We start from the raw sequence: 21,425 nt of genomic DNA on the forward strand, positions 1-21,425 counted from the left end.
CGCGCTCACTGGCCGGCGTTCAGTCCGGCCAGCGCGGTCCCGCCGGCCAGCCTGGCCGCCAACGCGTCTGCCGGCATGGGCCGGCTCAGCCAGTAGCCTTGCAGCGCGTCGCATCCCAGCTCCGCCAGCACCGCGGCTTGCGCCTCCGTCTCCACACCCTCGGCCACCACATCCAGGCCCATCGAGTGGGCAAGGGAAATGATCATTTCCACCAGCGTCATCGCGTCTTTTTCCTCCAGCATGCGACAGACAAAGGACTGATCGATCTTCAAGGTCTGAACCGGCAGCTGCGCAAGGTAAGCCAACGAGGAATAACCGGTCCCGAAATCATCTAGCGAGATGCCGATGCCCAGCTCCCTCACCTCGCGCAGAGTGGCGACGCTTCTATCGATGTCTCGCATCAGACGGCTTTCTACAATCTCGATATCGATGCCGGCATCCTGAGGATTCATGGCAAGCGCCGCGATCAGCGATGGAACAAAATCCGGACGCTGAAGCTGCAGCGGCGAGACATTGACAGCGATGCGGGGGGCGGGCAGGCCGGCGGAACGCCAGCGCTGATAGTCGCGCGCAGCCTGCCGCAGCACCCAGTTTCCCACCTCCGCGATCAATCCCAACTCTTCCAGCATCGGCACGAACTGGGCGGGCGGCACCATGCCCTGTCCCGGACAATGCCAGCGCAACAAGGCCTCCACACCCACGACGGCATGCCCGCGCACCGCGCACTTGGGCTGGTAGTACAGCTCGAACTGTTCCAGCTCCAACGCCTGCCGCAGACGATTGCCCAATTCCAGCGCCGCCGCGGCCCGGGCTGTCATTTCCTCGCGATAGAACAAGAATTTCTCATTCCCGGCCTTGGCTCGCTTCAATGCCGATTCGGCCCGCTCCAACAACTCCGTCGCGGTAGAGCCGTCCTCTGGATGCATGGCGATGCCGAACTTGGCCGCCAGGCACAGATCCCTCCCATCCAGCGGAATCGGCGGATCCAGGCAATCCTGCCTAAGTTGCTCCATCCCAAGCACCGCCTCATCCTCGCCGGCAGCCTGCGGCAAGGCCAGCGCAAATTGGTCCGCGCCTATCCGCGCCAATAGCGAGGCATCCTGGACATGCCGCGACAGCCTTTCGGTCATCCTCTTCAGCAGCTGATCGCCCTCGCCCCTGCCAAACACATCGTTGATGGATTTGAAATTCTCGATATCAAGCACCACGACCGAGAAGCGCCGCTCCTGCTGCGCGGCGTCCGCCACGCGCTGCGCCAAACGCTCAAGCAGCAGGCTGCGGTTGGCGAGGCCGGTCAGGCTGTCGTAATAGGCCAGGTAGTCGAGGCGTTGTTCCTGTCGGATATGGTCCAGCGCATAGCCGATATCGCTGGCGAGCTCGCGCAGCAGCGCCATCTCCTGGCTATCGAAAGCGCCGACTTCGCAGGAGAACAGGGCCAGCACCGCAATCGCGCCGCCCTCCTCCACGATGGGCAGGCTGGCGATGGAACGCACACCGGTGCCGAGCAAAGACGGCGCCAGTTCCGTCATCGACGGATCGTTCTGCACATCGTTGCACACCACGATTTCCTTCAAGCGCACGGCCCGACAGGCCGGGCGGTCGCGATGCGGCGAGTCTTCCTTCGCGCTCAGGCGGATTTGCCGAAAATAATTGCTGTCCTCACCGCGGAAGGCGGCCACCGCGCCGTTCTGCGTTTCCGGATCGATCACGCCCGCCCAGGCCATTTTGTAAGTTCCGACCTCCACCGCGATCCGGCAGATGCCATCGAACAGCTCCTCCATCTGATGGCAGCGGACAACCAGCGCATTGACCCGGCTCTGCACCTCATGCACCCGCCCCAGGCGCGCCACCCGCTGCCGCAACAGGGACTGCTGCAGGCAAACCGCCAAATGGCGGGCGTACGCCTGAGCCACTTCCCGCTGGGCATCGCCGAAGGCTCCGACCACGTCTGAGCCCATATTCAACATGCCCAGCAATCGTCCCTCTGCTATCAGCGGGATGCGGACATAGGAGCGCATGCCTTGCCGGTACAGGCGCTCCAACGTCGGCGCGCGCCACTGCAGGGCGCCCAGATCCTTCTCCAGGCAGACCTCTCCCCTCTTCAGGCACACAAGATCATCCATGCCGTAACTGGCCAGGGGCAATTGCCGGCCGGGATCATAATGGGAGCCTACCGCGCGCTCCACGGCCAGCACCCTGGCGTATTCCGCCTCCCAGTCGATCAGCATCACCGTCGCGCCCCAGAATGGCACCAGTTTCCGCAGATTGCGCAAGCCTATCTGCGCGATCTGCTCGGCGCCGGCATCTTCCAGGATGGCGCGGCTCAAATCATTCAGCGCCTCCAGTTGCCGCATATGCCGCAAAATTTCCAACTGGCTCCGCTCGCGTTCGGAAATATCGCGCAGGATCGCCGTATAGCCGCGCTGTCCGTCGATGTCCTGCGAAGAGATGGACGCTTCCAGCTCGAACAACGTCCCATCCGCGCGCGCGCCCTGGACTTTGCCGAGCTGCCCCATCCGCCGCGGACTGGCGCCGACGTCGCCGAAGCGCTGCACCAGCCGGCCATGCTCCGCGCGCAAGGCAGTTGGCAGCAGCATATCCAGGGGCTGGCCCAGCATGGCCTGCGCCGACCTGCCGAACATCTGCTCCGCCGCCGCGTTGAACATCGAGATGCGCAGCCTGCTATCCAGCATCACGATGCCGTCCATCGCCGACCGCACCATGCCCGCCAGCCGCGCCTCGCTCTCCCTCAACGCCATCTGGGCGCGGTGCCTATCCGTCACATCCAGCACCACGCCGTGCACGTGGGATTCGCCCTCAAAATGGATCAGACGGAACGACAGCAGCACCTGAGCGGTCGTCCCATCGCTCCGCAGCAGGGCTACCGGAACGCCCATCACCTCGCCTTCGCGCCGCAACGTCTCGATCAGCTGGCGTCTATCCGCGGCGTCTTTCCAAATGCCCAGATCAAGCGTCGTACGGCCCAACACCCGCTCCCGTTCAAGTTGCAGCAGATCCAGGAAGGCCTGATTCACTTCTTCCAGCACGCCGTCCGCCATCCTCGAAATCGCCATCGCCACCGGACTGTCGGCGAACAGCGCGCGGAAACGCTCGTCGCTGTGCCTCAAGGCCTCCAGCGCCGCTTGCCGTCGCTCCAATGCCATGGCCAACCTGGCGCGGGCGCGCAACTGCACCTCGCTCATCACACTGAATAACACGCCGATCAGCACCAGCAGGCTGAGCGACAGCAATTGCGAAGCCGGGCCTGCGGGCACGCCGGAAAAGGAGGAAAGCGACAAAGCCGCGACAATGGAGGAAATCAAGACGATGGACAACAGTCCCGGCCCCAGCCCCCCAAGCAAGGCACTCAGGCCGATCGGAATCAGAAACAGCAACATCAGGTGATGCTGGGATTTCAATTGAAACCGCAAATCCAACACCAATAGAGAGCCGCAAGCCGCGAAAAGATAGGCCAACAACTGACCATACCTGGGTTGCAGCAGCACACAGTCGTCGTTCAGTTGATCCAGGCACAACTTCAACAATACGGCACAACCCAGAATGAACGCCGCATCCCATCCGGCGACCAGCCAGGCATACGTCCGCGGATTCGCCAGATGAATCAAGGACACATCCGGCACGGCCATCGCCGCCAGCACGGCCAACAGATACAGCAACACCAGCCAGCCCATATCCCGTCGGGCCAGCGCCAGCAGGCCGCGCCCCAAACGCCCGAATTTGTGCAAGCCCGCCAGCCGTTCCGGCCCCATGCCGCTCAGCAACAGATATAAAAAAGCTGAAGAGACGAAAGCAAACAAACCATCCCACCCCATGCCGCCGATGGGGTTGTCCGACGAGCCCCACTGCCCCATCAGCAAATCCGGCACAATGATCCAGACCGATGCGATCAGCGCGTACGCCGACACGATGATCCAATGCAAACGCCGCCTATCTGCCTCCATGCGCCCCCCGCGGAGAACTCCTCCACAACTCGATGCGGATATTGTCTTTCCCTATGTTTCTTCAGTATGGCCGGCGATCGCGGCATGTCGAGCCGATCTTGGCCGGCCATGCCGGCCGCCAAGCAAAAAGCCCGCGCTCGGCGGGCTTTCGGGATGAAACGGTCTTGGGGCTTCAACTCTGGGGCAGCAGGCTGTCCTTGTGCAACAGCTTGGCGAAGTCGTCGGCCGGCAGCGGCTTGGCGATCAGGTAGCCCTGGACGAAGTCGCAGCCCTCCTGCTCCAGGAACTGCCATTGCTCCATCGTCTCCACGCCCTCGGCCACCACCTGCATGTTCAGGTTCTTGGCCATATTGATGATGGCGCGGGCGATGGCGCTGTCGTCGGCGTCATGCGGGATGTCGCGGACGAAGGAGCGGTCGATCTTCAGCTTGTCGGCCTTGAAGCGCTTGAGATAGGACAAGCTGGAGTAGCCGGTGCCAAAGTCGTCGATCGACAGCCTGAGGCCCATGTTCTTCATATTGTCTATGGTCTGGATCGTGGCCTGGGCGTCTTCCATGATGATGCTCTCGGTCACCTCGATGTCCAGCGCGTGGCCGGGCAGGCCGCTGGATTCCAGCGCCTGCTTCACCTGCAACGCCAGATCCGGCTGGCGGAACTGCAGCGCCGACAGGTTGATCGCCAGCGTCAGCTCCGGCAGCCCCTCCTGGCGCCAGGCCACCAGCTGGCGCGTCGCCTCGCTGATCACCCAGTTGCCGATCTGCACGATGAAGCCGCGCTCCTCGGCGACCTGGATGAAGCGCACCGGCCCCAGCAGGCCCAGAGACGGATGGTTCCAGCGGATCAGCGCCTCGGCGCCGACGATGCGGCCGCTTTCCATCTCCACCTGCGGCTGGTAGTGCAGCACGAACTCGTCGCGCTCCAGCGCGAAGCGCAGCTGGCTCTCGATCGCCAGGATTTCGCGGGCGCGGGCGTTGAGGTCGGCGGTGTAGAACTTGTAGCTGTTGCGGCCCGACGATTTGGCGTGGTACATCGCCGCGTCGGCGTTGCGCACCAGGGTCTCGTAGTCGCGGCCATCGTCCGGGTAGACGCTGATGCCGATGGACGGGGTGATGGTCAGCACGTGGTTGTGCAGCTCGATCGGGTTGGCGAACACGTCGCGCACCCGTTCCGCCGCCAGCGCGGCCTCGCCCGGGTCGGAAATCACCGGCAGCAGGATGATGAACTCGTCGCCGCCCTGGCGCGCCAGCATCTCGCCCGGCGCCAGCGCCGACCGGATGCGGTCGGCGGCCACCTGCAGCAAGGTGTCGCCGGCGGAGTGGCCCAGCGACTCGTTGACGGTCTTGAAACGGTCCAGGTCCAGCAGCAGCAGCGCCAGCCGCTGGTTGTCGCGCACGACGTTGTGAATGGCCAGCTCGACGCGATCCTGCATGTGGATGCGGTTGGGCAGGCTGGTGAGCACGTCGAAATGGGCCAGGAACTGGATGCGCTCGTCGGCGGCCTTGCGCTCGGTCAGGTCGCTGAAGATCGCCACATAATGGGTGATCTCGCCCAGGCTGTTGCGCACGGCGTTGATCGCCAGCCATTCCGGATACACCTCGCCGTTCTTGCGGCGGTTCCACAGTTCGCCCTGCCAGGAGCCCTGCTCGGAGATGGACTGCCACATCTGCTCGTAGAACGGCTCGTCGTGGCGGCCGGACGACAGGATGCTGGTCTTCTGGCCCAGCACCTCGTGCTGGGTGTAGCCGGTGATTTCGGTGAACGCGCGGTTGACGCTGCGGATGCGGCGATCGGCGTCGGTGATCATGATGCCCTCGACGGTGTTCTCGAACACCTTGGCTGCCAGCTGCACCCGCTCTTCGGCCGCGCGCTTCTCGGAGATGTCGCGCACCATCCGCCACACCGCGTTGATGCGGCCGAAGGCGTCGCGCATCGCCACCGTCTTGACGCTGACCGGCACCTGGTTGTCGAAACGGTTCAGATACGTGGCTTCGAACTCGTCGCAATAGCCGAATCGCAGCACCTTGTTGTCGAGATTGAAACGCTCCAGCGCCTCGCTCTCCTCGGCCACCAGGCTCCAGAAATTCTGTTGCTTCAACTGGTCCAGGCTGTAGCACATCAGGTTGAGGAAGGCCGGGTTGGCGTCTATCACCTGGCCGTCCAGCGAGCTGATGACGATGCCGTCCAGATTGGACCAGAACAGCTCGCGGTACTTGTTTTCCGAGCGGCGCAGCGCGTCCTCGACCTCGCGGCGGCGGGCGATGTCTGCCTCCAGCGCCAGCGTCTTGGCCCTGAGCTCGTCCACCAGGCGCTTCAGCTCGGAACGGGTCCACTCCAGGTGGGTGCCGAGGCGGCCCAGCTCGTCGCGGCGCGACCACTCGAACGGCGAATCCAGCTTCAACTCGGCCAGCAGCCGCGCCTGCTCGGTCAGCAGCCGCATCGGGCTGAGGAAGCGCGAATGCAGGATGCTCATGATCAGCATGATGGACAGCACCAGCTGCGCCGCCAGGATCATCAGGATGTTCTTCACCTGGTTGCTGAGCGCGATGGCCAGGTTTTCGTTGTCGAACTCCATCGTCACCTGGCCGATGGCCTCGCCGCGGTAAATCACCGGCTTTTCCACGTAGGACACGCTGCCGATGCGGCGTTCGCTGCGAACCGCGGACAGGAATACCTGATTGGACTGGGTGTCGGTGACGCGGATGGAAATCACGCGCGGATCTTCCATCACCGATGCGATCAATGGATTGCCGGCCTGCCGGCTGAGATTCCACAACGGCTCCTGCATGCCCAGCGCGACGATATCCAATAAACGCCGCTGGTCGGTTTCCAGCTGCGTGGTCAGGTTATCCTTCTGAATATTGAAGCTGAGATAGCTGATGATGGAGGCGGGAATCAACAAGCCGAGTATTACGGCGATGAGAAACACATCCCTCAGATTCAGGCCAGTGCTGGCAGTGGATTTTTCGTCTGCTTGTTGAGCCATGTCGCGCTAGTCTTTGGTTCGCCGCGAGTCGCGGAAGATCGAATGCCTGAGTTCCATAATTCACAAGTGCAATCAGCAGTATACACCGGCGGCCAGCGGCTTTTCGCTGGAATATTCACCAGTCATCCGCCCTTATCATTTTCAAGCATATCTACAGCACAAATCAGCCAAATATAAAGAGGCCACAGCAGCTCATTGCCTTGTCGCAATCGCAGGGCCTAAAATCGCACGACACTTTGCAACGGATCATCAGGATATCAGCCATGCCGCAGTCCCGTTATGAAAAGATTATCTCCGCCCGCTGGATCATCACCGTGGAAACTGACGGCGAAGTCCTGGAAAACCACGCCGTCGCCATCCGGGACGGCAAGATAGCCGCCATTATTCCAGCAGCCGACGCCGCCGGGCTAGAGGCAGACGAAAGACTGGAGCTGCCCGACCACGTGCTGATGCCGGGCCTGATCAATCTGCACGGCCATTCGGCGATGTCGCTGCTGCGCGGCCTGGCCGACGACAAGGTGCTGATGGACTGGCTGACCAACTACATCTGGCCCACCGAAGGCAAGCACGTCCACGACGATTTCGTGTTCGACGGCTCGCTGCTGGCGATGGGCGAAATGATCCGCGGCGGCACCACCACCATCAACGACATGTACTTCTACAACGCCGCCGTCGCGCGCGCGGGCCTGGCTTCCGGCATGCGCACCTTCGTCGGCTGTTCGATTCTGGAATTCCCGACCAATTACGCCAGCAACGCCGACGACTACATCGCCAAGGGCATGGCCGAGCGCAGCCAGTTTCTGGGCGAGGACCTGCTCACCTTCACGCTGGCGCCGCACGCGCCCTATACCGTGTCGGACGACACCTTCCGCAAGGTCGTGACGCTGGCCGAGCAGGAGGACATGCTGATCCACTGCCACATCCACGAAACCGCCGAGGAAGTGAGCAACAGCCTCAAGGAGCACGGCCAACGCCCGCTGGCCCGCCTGCAGCAACTGGGACTGCTGTCGCCGCGGCTGATCGCCGCGCACATGGTGCATTTGAACGACGCCGAGATCGAGCTGGCGGCCAGGCACGGCATCTCCACCGCCCACAACCCGGCCTCCAACATGAAGCTGGCCTCCGGCATCTCGCCGGTGAGCAAGCTGTTGGCCGCCGGCGTATCGGTGGGCATCGGCACCGACGGCGCCGCGTCCAACAACAAGCTCGACATGCTGGCCGAAACCCGCCTGGCCGCGCTGCTGGCCAAGGTGGGCACGCTGGATCCCACCTCGGTGCCGGCCGCCGCCGCCATCCGCATGGCCACGCTGAACGGCGCCCGCGCGCTGGGCATCGCCGACAAGGTGGGCTCGGTCAAGGTGGGCAAGCAGGCCGACCTGATCGCCATCAACTTCGCCGAGCTGGAAACCGCCCCGGCATTCGACCCGATCTCGCATGTGGTGTACGCTGCCGGTCGCGAGCAGGTCAGCCACGTCTGGGTCAAGGGCCGCGCGTTGATGCGCGAGCGCAAGCTGACCACCCTGGACGAGAGCGATCTGAAGGCCCGCGCCGGCGACTGGCGCAACCGCATCCTGGCAAAGTAAGAGCATGAGCAACGTAGACGAACACGAAATCGACAAATTCAGCCAGCTGGCGCACAAGTGGTGGGACAAGGACAGCGAATTCAAGCCGCTGCACGAGATCAACCCGCTGCGCCTGGACTTCATCGACCGCCATGCGTCCATCGCCGGCAAAAAGGTGCTGGACGTCGGCTGCGGCGGCGGCATCCTGGCCGAGAGCATGGCGCTGAGGGGCGCGCAGGTGACCGGCATCGACCTGGCGAAAAAATCGCTGAAGGTGGCGCAGCTGCACAGCCTGGAGTCCGGCGTGCCCATCGACTACCGCTGCGTGCCGGTGGAAGAGCTGGCGGCCGAGATGCCGGCCAGCTTCGACGTGGTCACCTGCATGGAAATGCTGGAGCATGTGCCGGACCCGGAAAGCGTGGTCCGCGCCTGCGCCACGCTGGTGAAGCCGGGCGGCTGGGTGTTCTTCTCCACGTTGAACCGCAACGCCAAGGCCTATCTGCTGGCCGTGGTCGGCGCCGAATACGTGCTCAACATGTTGCCGCGCGGCACCCACGAGTACGCGCGCTTCCTCAAGCCGTCCGAGCTGAGCCGCATGGCCCGCCACGCCGGCCTCGGCCTGCAGACGCTGAGCGGCATGGGCTACAATCCCGTCACTCGCATCTACTCGCTGAACGACGATACCGACGTCAATTACCTGATGGCGACCCGCCGCTCCGCCTGAGCGCGACGCGTCCAACAAGGCCCGGCCCAGCCGGGCCTTTCGTTTTTCCGCACGCTTGTTTCGGCCGCCTTGTGAAAAATGGCAGAAAACGCCCACGCCACAAGTCAACACAACAAGAAAACATGCGTTTTAATCATCTGGTTGATATCATAGCCGCCCTCAACGCCAACGCGCATAATGCGCGCAACCGGCGCGGCATGGCAGTGCCGCGCCACGCGCGCCCGGGCTGGATACAAACAGGCAGACAGACAGGATACTGCCGGACAATCCGGCAGGATGCCGTACAATATCAAGAGAACGAGAAAATCAATTTCCGGAGATGATGATTCATGACATTCAAGGCCAATGACCTCTTGACCGAGCAGATCGCCCAATACCTAGGCAGGCAGATAATCCAGGGCGAGATGAAGCCGGGCGAGCGGATCCAGGAGTTGCGCATCGCTTCCGAGCTGGAAGTGAGCCGCGGCTCGGTGCGCGAGGCCTTGCTGATTTTGCAGCGCCGCCACCTGGTGGACATCTTCCCGCGCCGCGGCGCGATGGTGTCCAGCATCAGCGCGCGCGACGTGCGCGACTTCTTCGACCTGTGGTTCCTGCTGCTGGACCGCGTGGTGCAGAACCTGGCCGCCGGCTGGCAGAACGACGACCTGGCGCGCTTCATCGAGCTGATGGCGCTGCTGGAGGAAGACAACCGCCGCGACGACCTGCAGGCCTTCTACGAGCACGGCATCGAATTCCTGTCGGCGCTGTACCGCCACGCCGACAACCGCTATCTGACCGACACGCTGATCGACATGCTGCCGCTGACCCAGCGCTGCCTGTACGCCATCCTGCGCGCCGGCAAGAGCCAGATGGACCGCACCCACCAATTCCTGGAAAGCCTGCTGAAAACGCTGATCGCGCGCGACACCGGCCGCCTGAAGCAGATGATCATCGAATTCGGCCGCGACTACAGCCAGCTCGCGCAAAGCGCGGCGGAGGCGCTGGAAGGCGGCGTCTGACATCCGCCCGATCGAATGAAAAAAGGCTGCCGACGGCAGCCTTTGCTTTGCGCGCCCCAGCGTCAGCGGCGGCGGTATTCTACAAAGGCGTAAGGCAACCCGTCGGCGCTGACCGCGCCCTCGCGCGACGCCTCGCGCCAGTCGTCCGGGTCGAACTCCGGGAAGTGGGCGTCGCCGTCGTAGTCGCGGGCGATTTCGGTCAGGCACAGCCGGTCGGCCAGTGCCAGAGCCTGGCGGTACAGGTCGGCTCCGCCGATCAGGCAGGCCTCGTCCACCGCGCCGGCCAGCGCCAGCGCCTCCTCCAGAGAATGAGCGGTTTCCGCGCCGTCCGCCCTCCAGTCCGCCTGGCGGGTAACCACGATATTGCGGCGGCCCGGCAGCGGCCGGCCGATCGAGTCCCAGGTCTTTCGGCCCATGATCACCGGCTTGCCCAGCGTGGTCGCCTTGAAATGCTTCAGATCCTCCGGCAGACGCCAGGGCAGCTGGTTGTCTATGCCGATGGTGCGATTGGCGGCCATCGCGGCCACCAGCGTCAGCGTCGGTTTCCGGCTCATACCGCCACCTGCGCCTTGATGTGCGGGTGCGGGTCGTAGCCTTCCAGCGCGAAGTCTTCGAATTTGAACGCGAACAGGTCTTTCACCTCGGGATTCAGCTTCATCGTCGGCAGCGGGCGCGGTTCGCGCGTTAATTGCAATTGCGCCTGTTCCAGATGGTTGCTGTACAGATGGGCGTCGCCCAGCGTGTGGACGAAGTCGCCCGGCCGCAGGCCGCATACCTGGGCCACCATCATCGTCAGCAGCGCGTAGCTGGCGATGTTGAACGGCACGCCGAGGAAGATGTCGGCCGAGCGCTGATACAGCTGGCAGGACAGCCTGCCGTCGGCGACGTAGAACTGGAACAGGCTGTGGCAAGGCGGCAGCGCCATCTGGTCCACCAGCGCCGGGTTCCAGGCCGACACGATCAGCCGGCGCGAATCGGGGTTCTTTTTGATCATGTCCAGCAACTGGCTGATCTGGTCGATGTGGCGGCCGTCCGGCGCCGGCCAGCTGCGCCACTGGTAGCCGTAGACCGGGCCGAGATCGCCGTTCTCGTCGGCCCAATCGTCCCAGATCGACACGCCGTTTTCCTTCAGATAGCGGATATTGGTATCGCCGGACAGGAACCACAGCAGTTCGTGGATGATGGAGCGCAGATGGCATTTCTTGGTGGTGATCAGCGGAAAACCGTCCGCCAGATCGAAGCGCATCTGGTAGCCGAACACCGAGCGGGTGCCGGTTCCGGTGCGGTCTGCCTTGTCGTGTCCATGTTCCAGCACATGGCGCATCAGGTCGAGGTACTGTTGCATGTGGGCGATTCCGTCAATAATCAGATTATTGTACCGCTAGCGGCGCTGCCGCGCGAGGCGCGGGGCTGGCCGAGACCGGCCGGCATACGCTACCATTCAGTTTAAAATCAAGACAAAAGCATTTATCTAAAGCGAGCCCATGGCAGAAGACTCAGACCTCGAACGCACCGAACCCGCGTCAGCCAAACGGCTGTCGATGGCCCGTGAGGATGGCAACATCCCCCGGTCGCGGGAGCTGTCGACCTTCGCCGTCACCATGACCGGAGTCGCGCTGCTGATGGCGATGGGCGGCCAGCTAGGCCATGCGCTCGGCGAAATCATGCGCCACTTGCTCACCTTCGACCAAGCCGCGGTGCAGCACACCGAGCCCGCGCTGATCCGGTTCAAGGAAAGCCTGTTCCAGGCGCTGACCGCGCTGGCTCCGTTCTTCGTCGGGCTGGCGCTGGCGGCGCTGTGCGCGCCGCTGCTGGTCGGCGGCTGGAACATGACCTTCAAGGCGCTGGAGCCCAATTTCGGCAAACTGAACCCCTTTCCGGGCATGAAGCGCATCATCTCGCTGAACGCGGTCAACGAAGGCTTGAAGGCGATACTGAAAAGCCTGCTGATCGGCGGCATCGCCACCTGGTACATCTGGAAGGAGCGCGGCGAGATCATCGGCCTGCTGTCCATGCCGCTGGAAGCCGGCATCCTGAAGATGACCGACCTGATGATCCGCACCTTCTTCATCGTCACCGCCGCGCTGATCCTGCTGGTGGCGCTGGACGTGCCCTACCAGCTATGGAGCTACTACAAGAAGCTCAGGATGACCAAGGAAGAGGTCAAGCAGGAATACAAGGAAGCGGAAGGCTCCCCCGAGGTCAAGGGCCGCATCCGCCAGATGCAGCGCGAAGCCGCTCGCAAGCGGATGATGCAGGAGGTGCCCAAGGCCAACGTGATCGTCACCAACCCGACCCACTTCGCGGTGGCGCTGAAATACGACGACACCATGCGCGCGCCGCAGGTGGTGGCCAAGGGTTCGCTGAAACTGGCGGAAAAGATCATCGACACCGGCAAGGACAGCCGCGTGCCCATCATGCGCTCGCCCCCCTTCGCCCGGGCGCTGTATTTCCACGGAGAACTGGGCCAGGACATCCCGGCCCAGCTGTACGCGGCGGCGGCCCAGGTGCTGGCCTATGTGTTCCAGCTGCAGCAGTATCAATCCATCGGCGGCGTGGCCCCGACCTTCCCGGATCAACTGGACGTGCCCGACGAGCTTGACCCGTACAGCAAACGTCCGCAAGATTCGGCGCCAGAAGAAAGCCGATAAGCCAGCATGGACTCCATCCTCCAGATATTGCGCAAAATGAAGATCGCCCAGCTCGCGGGGCCGCTGCTCATCATCCTGATCCTGACGATGATGATCCTGCCGTTGCCGCCGGTGCTGCTGGACATCTTCTTCACCTTCAACATCGCGGTGTCGGTGATCGTGCTGCTGGTCGGCATCAATGTGCGCAAGCCGCTGGACTTCTCGTCCTTTCCCTCGGTGCTGCTGATCACCACCATGCTGCGGCTGTCGCTGAACGTCGCCTCCAGCCGGGTGGTGCTGCTGGAGGGCCATACCGGCCCGGACGCCGCCGGCAAGGTGATCGAATCGTTCTCCCACTTCCTGGTGGGCGGCAACGTCGCCATCGGCATCGTGGTGTTCATCATCATCACCATCATCAACTTCGTGGTGATCACCAAGGGCGCCGGCCGGATCGCCGAAGTGTCGGCCCGCTTCACCCTGGACGCGATGCCGGGCAAGCAGATGGCGATCGACGCCGACCTCAACGCCGGCCTGATCGGCGAGGACGATGCCCGCAAGCGCCGCTCCACCATCGCCGAGGAAGCCAACTTCTTCGGCGCGATGGACGGCGCGTCCAAATACGTGCGCGGCGACGCGATGGCCGGCATCATGATCATCCTGATCAACGTGATCGGCGGCCTGATCGTCGGCGTGGTCCAGCACGACCTGCCGGTGGGCCAGGCGGCGGAAACCTACACCCTGCTGAGCATTGGCGACGGCCTGGTCGCGCAGATTCCGGCGCTGATCATCTCCACCGCGGCCGGTATCGTGGTGACGCGCGTCGGCACCGACCAGGACATGTCGGAGCAGTTCCTGGGCCAGCTGTTCACCAAGCCGCAGGTGCTGTACATCACCGCGTCGGTGATCGGCATGATAGGCCTGATCCCCAACATGCCCCATTTCTCCTTCCTGCTGATCGCCGGCGGCCTGTTGGCGCTGGCCAGGACGATGGAGCAGCGCGGCAAGCAAAAGCTGGCCCGGGAACTGCAGGCGGCCGCGCAGCCGACGGCGGCGCCGGAGCAGCAGGCGGCCGAAGTGGGCTGGCACGACGTCCAGCACGTCGACCAGCTGGGCATGGAGGTCGGCTACCGGCTGATCCCGCTGGTGGACCGCACCCAGGACGGCGAGCTGCTGCGCCGCATCCGCGGCATCCGCAAAAAGATCGCCCAAGACCTGGGCTTTCTGGTGCCGCCGGTCCACATCCGCGACAATCTGGAAATCAAGCCCAACGCCTACCGCATCTTGCTGAAGGGCGTGGAGCTGGGCAAGGGCGAGGCCTTCATCGGCCAGTTCCTGGCCATCAATCCGGGCATGGTCAGCAAGGAGATCGCCGGCGCGGCCACCACCGACCCGGCCTTCGGCCTGCCGGCGGTGTGGATAGACGCCGGCAAGCGCGAGGAAGCGCAGAGCCTGGGCTATACCGTGGTGGACGCCAGCACCGTGGTGGCCACCCACATCTCCAACCTGCTGCAGACCCACTCCGCCGAGCTGCTGGGACGCGAAGAGGTCCAGGCGCTGATCGACCACCAGGCCAAGGAATCTCCGAAACTGATCGAGGATCTGGTGCCCAAGGTGGTGCCGGTGAGCATACTGCAGAAGGTGCTGCAGCAACTGCTGTCGGAGGGCATACACATCCGCGACTTCCGCACCATCGTCGAAACTCTGGCCGACCACGTGCCTCAAAACCAGGACGTCGACGAGCTGACCAGCGCCGTGCGCACCGCGCTGTCGCGGGTGATCGTCCAGCAACTGTTCCCGGGCGAGGCCGAGCTGCCGCTGATGACGCTGGAGCCGCAGCTGGAAAACGTGCTGATGCAGGCGGTGCAATCGAAAGCCGGCGGCGGACTGGAGCCGGGACTGGCCGAGAATCTGCTGTCAAGCGCGGCCCAACAGACCGAACAAGTGGAGATCCAGGGGTATAATCCGGTGCTGCTGACGGCGCCGGGCCTGCGGCCGCTGCTCGCGCGTTTCCTGCGCCGGGCATTGCCGCAATTGCGTGTGATTTCGCATAATGAGATTCCGGACAATAAATCCATTCGTATAATTGCGGTAATCGGCGGCAGCAAGGGCTAAGGGCTAAACAATAATGGTGGTGAAAAAGTTCTTCGGGAAAACCACTCGAGACGCACTCAGGCAAGTTCGCGAAGAACTGGGCGCGGATGCCCTTATTTTGTCCAATCGCCCGACGATGGGCGGCGGCGTGGAAATCATGGCGGTGGCCGACGCGGACGTCGCCAACCTGGCCAGCACGCTGTCCACCTCCAGCAGCAAGCATCCGCCGCGCAACGCGCCGCCCGCGGTCAACCGGCCGCAGCAACCCGCGCCGATCCCGCCCGCCAACGGCAGCGCGATGAACCGCGCCATCGCCCGCACCTACGCGATGCCGGTGGAGCCGCTGGAAAGCCCCGCCCCGCCACGGCTGGAAACGGCGCCGCCGCGGATGGAGCCGACCTTTACCCCGCCGCAGCCCGCCGCCCAGCCCATGATGCAGCCGGCGGCGCAATCTCCCCCGCGCGCCGCGCAGCGGCCGCAGCCGGCGCCTGCCGCGCCGCAGGTCAACGGCGAGGAGCAGGAACAAATGGCCCAGGAACTCAGGCAGATCGGCGACGAGATCAAACTGCTCAGAAGCCTGCTGCAAAGCCAGCTGGCCAGCTTCGCCTGGTCGGACATGGAGGGCAAGGCGCCCAACCGGCTGGAGCTGTTCAAGCACCTGCTGGCCATGGGTTTTTCCGCCCAGCTGATCCGCCAGCTGATCGAGAAGATGCCGGCTCAGTACCAGGCCGAGGTCGCGGTGAAATGGGCGCGCTCGGCGCTGGCGCACAATCTGAAATGCGCGGACGCCGACCGCGAGGTGATGGACCGCGGCGGCATCTTCGCGCTGGTCGGCCCCACCGGCGTCGGCAAGACCACCACCGTGGCCAAGCTGGCCGCCCGCGCGACGATGCGCTTCGGCGCCCAGCACGTGGCGCTGATCACCACCGACAGCTACCGGATCGGCGCGCAAGACCAGTTGCGCATCTACGGCAAGATCCTGGGCGTGCCGGTGTTCTCCATCCAGAACGAGGGCGATCTGCAGCTGACGCTGGCCGACCTGTCCAACCGCCACATCGTGTTCATCGACACCGTGGGCATGGGCCAGCGCGACGCGCGCGTGCTGGCGCAGATCGACATGCTGCGCACCGCCGGCCGGCCGATCGAGCGGCTGCTGCTGCTGGCCGCCAACACCGACGGCCATACGCTGGAGGATGTGGTGAAACGCTACCGCGGCGACGGCCTGTCCGGCTGCATCCTGTCGAAGATAGACGAGGCGGTGGCCCAGGGCCCCAGCCTGGACGTGATCATCCGCAACCGGCTCAAGCTTTACTACGTCACCAACGGCCAGCGGGTGCCGGAAGACCTGCATTCGGCCAACGCCGCCTTCCTGGTCGACCGCGCGATGCGCGCGCAGCAGATCGCCTCCCCGTTCGCGCTGCAGGCCGATGAAATGTCCATCATGCAGGCGGCTCAGGCCGGATGGCTATGAACGCCATGCAGGACCAGGCCGCCAGCCTCCGTCTGCTCGCCGCCCAGCGGCAGCGCGCGCCCAGCTTCGCCTTCATCGGCTCCGAACACTCAGGCACCAGCACCGTGGTGACCGAGCTCGCGCTGGGCCTCGCCTACGCCGGCCTGCGCCCCATCATGGTGGACTGCTGCCTGGGCCAGGTGCAGACCCGCCGCCTGGGCGTGCCCTCCACCGCCACGCTGGAAAGCCAGGTGGTCAGCGTGGGCGGTCTGGACGAAATGATGGTAGTGTCGCGGCAAGGCGTTCAGTTGATCAATCTCTATGCGCAGCCCGAGCAACGCGCGTTATTCTCCACCCAGCTGTGGCTGCGGCTGGGCAGCGAATTCGGCGCGCAGGAGCGCGACGCTTCGGCGCTGCTGATCGACGCGCCCGACCCGGTTCGCGACCCGATCCCGGCCTGCGTGGCCGACAACCTGGTCTTGGTGCTGACGCCGGCAGCCGATTCGCTGACCGCCGCCTACGCTAATATCAAGCGCCTGGCCAGCCGTTACGGCCGCCAGCGCTTCAACGTGCTGGTCAACCGCGCGCGGCATCTGGAAGAGGCGCACGAGCTGTTCACCCGGCTGTCGGCGGTCACCAGCGAATTCCTGACCGTTTCGCTGCGCTGGGTGGGCTTCGTGCCGCAGGACAACGCGGTGCGCCGCAGCCAGACGCTGCGCCGGCCGCTGATGGAGGCGTTCCCGGACAGCGAGGCGGCGATGGCCTTCTCGCAGCTGTCGGCGGTGCTGCCGCAGTGGGACGCGCCGGAAACCAGCCGCGACAGTACCGGATACATGGACTTGCTGATTGCCGCCTCGCGCGATTGGGCCGAGGCAGATGGAGCCAAACCCTTATGACCTTTCCGTCCTTCCGCCGATCGGGCTATGCCGCAGCAGCCCCCAGCGTCGAGATCGACGTGGAGGCCTATACCCCGCTGGTGCGCAAGCTGGCCAGCATCATGATCGCCCGGCTGCCGGCGTCGGTGGAGCTGGGCGATCTGATTCAGGTCGGCATGATCGGCCTGATCGAGGCCGCCCGCCAGTTCGATCCCGCCCAGGGCGTGCAGTTCGAAACCTTCGCCAGCCAACGCATCCGCGGCTCGATGCTGGACGAACTCCGGCGCGAGGACTGGCTGCCGCGCCAGGCGCGCCGCAACTCCCGCCAGATAGAGGAAGCGATCTCCAAGCTGGAGCAACGGCTGGGCCGCACGCCGCTGGAATCGGAAATCGCCGTTGAGATGGGCCTGGAACTGGAGCAATACCAGGACATGCTCGGCGATTGCAAAGGCACCACCCTGCTGCATTTCGAGGACTTCGGCGGCGGCGACGACGAAAGCAGCCACAATCCGGTGACCAATGTCGCCGACGAAGACTCGCCCGACCCGCTGGCCACCTTCTCCGACGACAGCTTCCGCCAACAGCTGATCAGCGCGATCAAATTCCTGCCCGAGCGCGACCAGCTGGTGATGGCGCTTTACTACGAACAAGAGCTGAACCTGAAGGAAATCGGCGCGGTGCTGGGCGTCACCGAATCCCGCGTCTGCCAATTGCACAGCCAGGCCATCGCCCGTCTGCGCGCAAAATTGAAAGACTGGCTGTAAGCGAAGACCCCGAGCCGGGTCTCAGACCAGATCGATAACGGAACCTTTTTGTGGACAAGATCAGTCTTATCGCCATTGTAATGGGCTTGACCGCCATCATCGCCGGCCAGGCCATCGAAGGGGGCAGCATCGGCTCGCTGATGCAGCTGACCGCCTTCATGATCGTCATCGGCGGCACCACCAGCGCGGTGATGCTGCAAAGCACGCCCAAACAGTTCATGGCCGGCCTGCGCATGCTGCGCTGGATATTCCGCCCGCCCAACTTCGACCACGAAAAAATGATCCGCGAGGTCATCAACTGGAGCCAGACCTCGCGCAAGGGCGGCCTCTTGGCGCTGGAGGGCCTGATCGCCACCCAGCGCGATCCGTTCACCAAGAAGGCGATGCAGATGCTGGTGGACGGCACCGAGCCGGACACGCTGCGCGCGGTGATGGAAGTGGAAATCAGCATGTTCGAGCACGCCCGCAAGCAGGCGGCCCGCATCTGGGAGTCGGCTGGCGGCTACGCGCCGACCATGGGCATTCTGGGCGCGGTGCTGGGCCTGATCCACGTGATGGAAAATCTGTCCGACCCGGCCAAGCTGGGCGGCGGCATCGCGGTGGCCTTCGTCGCCACCGTGTATGGCGTCGGCTCGGCCAACCTGTTTTTCCTGCCCATGGCCAACAAGCTCAAACACCTGGTGGCATCCGAGGTGGCCATGAAGGAGCTAGTGGTCGAGGGCGTAGTGGCGATCGCCAACGGCGAGAACCCGCGCATCATCGAAAGCCGGCTGCGCGGCTATCTGGCGATGCACGAGTAAGGCCGCCGCCCAGCACACAAAAATTCACATGGATTTACAATTTGCCGTTATCATGTCGCGCCTTATCGCAACCACTGATGACGACTATGCGTATTCTGATCGCTGCCGCGCTGGTTGCAGGCCTGAGCGCCTGCGCCAGCACTCCCATGGCCTCCAAGGAAGCGGACGCCGCCGCCAAAGAATTCAAGATTCCCGCCGCCGATGCCGCCCGCGTCTACATCTATCGCAACGAGAACTTCGGCGCCGCGGTGAAGCTGCCGGTCGCCATCGACAACGCGATGGCCGGCGATACCGTGGCCCATAGCTACATCATGAAGGACCTGCCGGCCGGCAAACATACGATCACCGGCAAGGGCGAGAACGATTCCAGCATCACCCTGGACGCCGTCGCCGGCAAAATCTATTACATCTGGCAAGAAGTGAAGATGGGCCTGTTCGCTCCCCGCAACCAGCTGCAGGAAGTCGACGAGAAAACCGGCCAGGATGGCGTGAAGGAATCCTCGCTGATCGCCCCGCTCTAAAGCCCCCCGGAATCGAAAAAGGCAAGCGACGCTTGCCTTTTTTCATGTCCGGAGCCATGCCGGCTTACTGCGGCGACACGCCCCTCTCCGGTTTGCGCAGCTCGCTCTCCAGCAGCTTGTAGTAATCGATGTCGAAAGCCGGCTCGCCCTCCAGCGCGCCGCCATTGCGGCGGCTGCCCAGATAGCACCAGCGGTCGAACAGGTGCTCCACCACATCGCCGCACACCTCGTCGCGCTCCGCCACCGCCACCGCGCCCTCGAACGGCCACGGTTTGACCTTGAGCCGCTGCAGCGCCGCCAGCAACCTGGCGTTGTGGCTGTCGGCGCCCTCGTCGCCGACGCAGGCGCCGCGGCAGCGGCGGATCCGGTAGGCGGCGCAAGGCGCGCCCTTGCGGCTGGTCACCTGCTCCACCCCCAGCACCGACTGGCATAGCCCCTGAGCCAGCGCGATCTGCGCCAGCGCCTTGCGCGCCTCGCGCGCGTGGCGGAACAAGCCGTAGAGATCGGCGGTGCGGGTGAAGTCGATGTCGCGGGCGGATACCGGGACCGGCCGCGAAAAAGCGTCGTCGCCGGCTTGCAGCTGCAGCGTGCACACCTCGCCCATCATCCTGGCCCGCGGGTTATGGAGCGGCTGCAAGCGGCCAAGCCACTGCAACTCCAGCAAACGGGCGCCGAACTCGCTCAAACTTTCGCGCCACTCCACCCTCGCCACCGGCTCGTCTATCCGCACCTCATGGCTCTTGTGCCCGGGCTTGCGTTCGGCGAAGTGGCCCAACGCCTTGCGGTACAGATTGGTCGCGCGGCCGATGTACAGCGCGCGGCCATCCTCGCCGAACATCGCGTAGACGCCGGCCGAATCCGGCATATCCTCCACCTGCTGCTGCAGCTCCGCCGGCAGGCTGGACAGTTCGGCCGGTTGCGACAATAGTTGCGCGGCCTCATGCGCCACCTTGTCCTCGCCCAGCTCCGCGCCGGCGATCTGAATGAAGCGGTAGACCGCCTCAGCGTCGGCCAGCGCGCGGTGGCGCTCCGGCATTTCTATGCCGTGGCGGGCGATCAGGCTGTCCAGGCTGTGCTTGAAATGCTGTGGATACAGTCGGCGCGACAGCTTGACCGTGCACAGCGCGCGCGCCTGGAAGCGCAGGCCATGGCGGCGGAATTCATTTCTGAGGAAGCCATAGTCGAAGCGGGCGTTGTGCGCCAGCAGCAGGCGGCCTCGCAGCGTGGCCAGCAGCTCGTCGGCCAGTTCGGCGAACGGCGGCGCGCCGGCCACCATCTCGTTGCTGATGCCCGTCATGTTTTCAATGAAGGGCGGGATGGGCTGGCCGGGATTGACCAGCCAGGACAGGCGCTCGACGCGTTCGCCGTCAATCAGCACCACGCCGACTTCGGTGATGCGGTCGCGCGCGATGTTGCCGCCGGTGGTTTCCAGGTCGATGATGGCGCAAGGCTGCGCAAACAGGGTATTCAATCTCGCTTCGCTTTCGTGTCTTGCGGCCACGCCGCCAACATGTCAAATGATTGAAGATGTTGGCCCGCCGCGACAGGGACAGCTGCCGAGTTTACCGGCTTTGCAAAAAAAATCCTACGAAGTGTTGACAGAGAAAACCCCTCTCTGTAATATCCGGTCTCTCGCAAGACACAACGTCTCGCGAGACAGTGCACCCGTAGCTCAGTTGGATAGAGTATCTGGCTACGAACCAGAGGGTCGGGCGTTCGAATCGCTCCGGGTGCACCACAAATCAGCGTCCCTATAGTTTAGCGGTTAGAACACCGCCCTTTCACGGCGGTAGCCGGGGTTCGATTCCCCGTGGGGACGCCAAATACGCACCCGTAGCTCAGTTGGATAGAGTATCTGGCTACGAACCAGAGGGTCGGGCGTTCGAATCGCTCCGGGTGCACCAAAACGTCCCTATAGTTTAGCGGTTAGAACACCGCCCTTTCACGGCGGTAGCCGGGGTTCGATTCCCCGTGGGGACGCCAGGATTCAGAAAAAAGCCTCGCATGGAAATGCGGGGCTTTTTTCATTCCAGCGGCCAGATGGCTCCGCCCCGATCTCCCAATA

General features: G+C 64.0%; 15 protein-coding genes and 4 tRNA genes. 14 read left to right on the forward strand and 5 right to left on the reverse strand.

Features of this window, described 5'->3' with window-relative positions; genetic code table 11:
• Positions 1 to 5: 5 nt before the first annotated feature.
• Together VL52_RS23040 and VL52_RS01285 are read right to left on the reverse strand one after the other, a co-directional pair.
• Positions 6 to 3,941 (reverse strand): bifunctional diguanylate cyclase/phosphodiesterase, encoded by a 3,936-nt coding sequence (locus tag VL52_RS23040; RefSeq protein ID WP_160298903.1) that lies wholly within the window; start codon positions 3,939 to 3,941, stop codon positions 6 to 8.
• Between the two features lie 193 nt (positions 3,942 to 4,134).
• Entirely contained in the window at positions 4,135 to 6,945 is a 2,811-nt protein-coding gene (locus tag VL52_RS01285; protein ID WP_046155381.1) for an EAL domain-containing protein, read from the reverse strand.
• A gap of 263 nt (positions 6,946 to 7,208) precedes the next feature.
• On the opposite strand from VL52_RS01285, the gene VL52_RS01290 reads away from it, so the two are divergent.
• The 3 genes from VL52_RS01290 (at position 7,209) to VL52_RS01300 (ending at position 10,229) form a co-directional block, all read left to right on the forward strand.
• On the forward strand, positions 7,209 to 8,528 hold the full coding sequence (locus tag VL52_RS01290; RefSeq protein WP_046155382.1) for a TRZ/ATZ family hydrolase: 1,320 nt from the start codon (positions 7,209 to 7,211) through the stop codon (positions 8,526 to 8,528).
• A gap of 4 nt (positions 8,529 to 8,532) precedes the next feature.
• A complete protein-coding gene (gene ubiG / locus VL52_RS01295) occupies positions 8,533 to 9,231 on the forward strand; it encodes a bifunctional 2-polyprenyl-6-hydroxyphenol methylase/3-demethylubiquinol 3-O-methyltransferase UbiG (protein WP_046155383.1) in 699 nt (232 codons plus the stop codon).
• A 329-nt stretch (positions 9,232 to 9,560) separates the two neighbouring features.
• Positions 9,561 to 10,229: a GntR family transcriptional regulator gene (locus VL52_RS01300; protein WP_021477708.1), complete on the forward strand. Its 669-nt coding sequence runs from the start codon at positions 9,561 to 9,563 to the stop codon at positions 10,227 to 10,229.
• Between the two features lie 62 nt (positions 10,230 to 10,291).
• On the opposite strand, the gene VL52_RS01305 is transcribed toward VL52_RS01300, so the two are convergent.
• Positions 10,292 to 10,783, reverse strand: a complete 492-nt coding sequence (locus VL52_RS01305) for a dihydrofolate reductase (RefSeq protein WP_046155384.1) — start codon at positions 10,781 to 10,783, stop codon at positions 10,292 to 10,294.
• Positions 10,780 to 11,574 carry a thymidylate synthase gene (locus tag VL52_RS01310; RefSeq protein ID WP_046155385.1) on the reverse strand — a complete coding sequence of 265 codons (795 nt, stop codon included), beginning with the start codon at positions 11,572 to 11,574 and terminating at the stop codon, positions 10,780 to 10,782. The genes VL52_RS01305 and VL52_RS01310 overlap by 4 nt, the downstream gene beginning before the upstream one ends.
• Before the next feature lie 139 nt (positions 11,575 to 11,713).
• Here VL52_RS01310 and flhB point away from each other — a divergent pair, with 139 nt between their 5' ends.
• The 7 genes from flhB (at position 11,714) to VL52_RS01345 (ending at position 19,360) form a co-directional block, all read left to right on the forward strand.
• Entirely contained in the window at positions 11,714 to 12,880 is a 1,167-nt protein-coding gene (gene flhB, locus VL52_RS01315) for a flagellar biosynthesis protein FlhB (RefSeq protein ID WP_046155386.1), read from the forward strand.
• A 6-nt stretch (positions 12,881 to 12,886) separates the two neighbouring features.
• Positions 12,887 to 14,971, forward strand: a complete 2,085-nt coding sequence (flhA, locus tag VL52_RS01320) for a flagellar biosynthesis protein FlhA (RefSeq protein WP_046155387.1) — start codon at positions 12,887 to 12,889, stop codon at positions 14,969 to 14,971.
• 13 nt (positions 14,972 to 14,984) lie between these two features.
• Positions 14,985 to 16,421 (forward strand): flagellar biosynthesis GTPase FlhF, encoded by a 1,437-nt coding sequence (flhF, locus tag VL52_RS01325; RefSeq protein WP_046155388.1) that lies wholly within the window; start codon positions 14,985 to 14,987, stop codon positions 16,419 to 16,421.
• Positions 16,412 to 17,296, forward strand: a complete 885-nt coding sequence (locus tag VL52_RS01330) for a MinD/ParA family ATP-binding protein (protein ID WP_186009441.1) — start codon at positions 16,412 to 16,414, stop codon at positions 17,294 to 17,296. The genes flhF and VL52_RS01330 overlap by 10 nt, the downstream gene beginning before the upstream one ends.
• Entirely contained in the window at positions 17,293 to 18,039 is a 747-nt protein-coding gene (locus VL52_RS01335; protein WP_046155389.1) for an RNA polymerase sigma factor FliA, read from the forward strand. The genes VL52_RS01330 and VL52_RS01335 overlap by 4 nt, the downstream gene beginning before the upstream one ends.
• A gap of 50 nt (positions 18,040 to 18,089) precedes the next feature.
• The gene (locus VL52_RS01340) at positions 18,090 to 18,839 is read left to right on the forward strand and encodes a flagellar motor protein (protein ID WP_021475887.1); all 750 of its coding nucleotides are present in this window, start codon (positions 18,090 to 18,092) and stop codon (positions 18,837 to 18,839) included.
• 77 nt (positions 18,840 to 18,916) lie between these two features.
• On the forward strand, positions 18,917 to 19,360 hold the full coding sequence (locus VL52_RS01345; RefSeq protein ID WP_046155390.1) for a DUF2846 domain-containing protein: 444 nt from the start codon (positions 18,917 to 18,919) through the stop codon (positions 19,358 to 19,360).
• A gap of 64 nt (positions 19,361 to 19,424) precedes the next feature.
• Here VL52_RS01345 and VL52_RS01350 read toward each other — a convergent pair whose 3' ends face one another.
• Positions 19,425 to 20,831 carry an exonuclease domain-containing protein gene (locus tag VL52_RS01350; RefSeq protein WP_235429170.1) on the reverse strand — a complete coding sequence of 469 codons (1,407 nt, stop codon included), beginning with the start codon at positions 20,829 to 20,831 and terminating at the stop codon, positions 19,425 to 19,427.
• Between the two features lie 190 nt (positions 20,832 to 21,021).
• Between VL52_RS01350 and VL52_RS01355 the strand changes: the two genes are divergently transcribed.
• The 4 genes from VL52_RS01355 (at position 21,022) to VL52_RS01370 (ending at position 21,343) form a co-directional block, all read left to right on the forward strand.
• Positions 21,022 to 21,098: transfer RNA gene (locus VL52_RS01355), tRNA-Arg, on the forward strand.
• 9 nt (positions 21,099 to 21,107) lie between these two features.
• A tRNA-Glu gene (locus VL52_RS01360) sits at positions 21,108 to 21,182 on the forward strand.
• Positions 21,183 to 21,187: 5 nt separating this feature from the next.
• Positions 21,188 to 21,264: transfer RNA gene (locus tag VL52_RS01365), tRNA-Arg, on the forward strand.
• 4 nt (positions 21,265 to 21,268) lie between these two features.
• Positions 21,269 to 21,343: transfer RNA gene (locus tag VL52_RS01370), tRNA-Glu, on the forward strand.
• Positions 21,344 to 21,425: the final 82 nt, after the last annotated feature.

It is taken from the genome of Chromobacterium vaccinii, assembly GCF_000971335.1.
Taxonomy (GTDB): Bacteria; Pseudomonadota; Gammaproteobacteria; order Burkholderiales; family Chromobacteriaceae; genus Chromobacterium; species Chromobacterium vaccinii.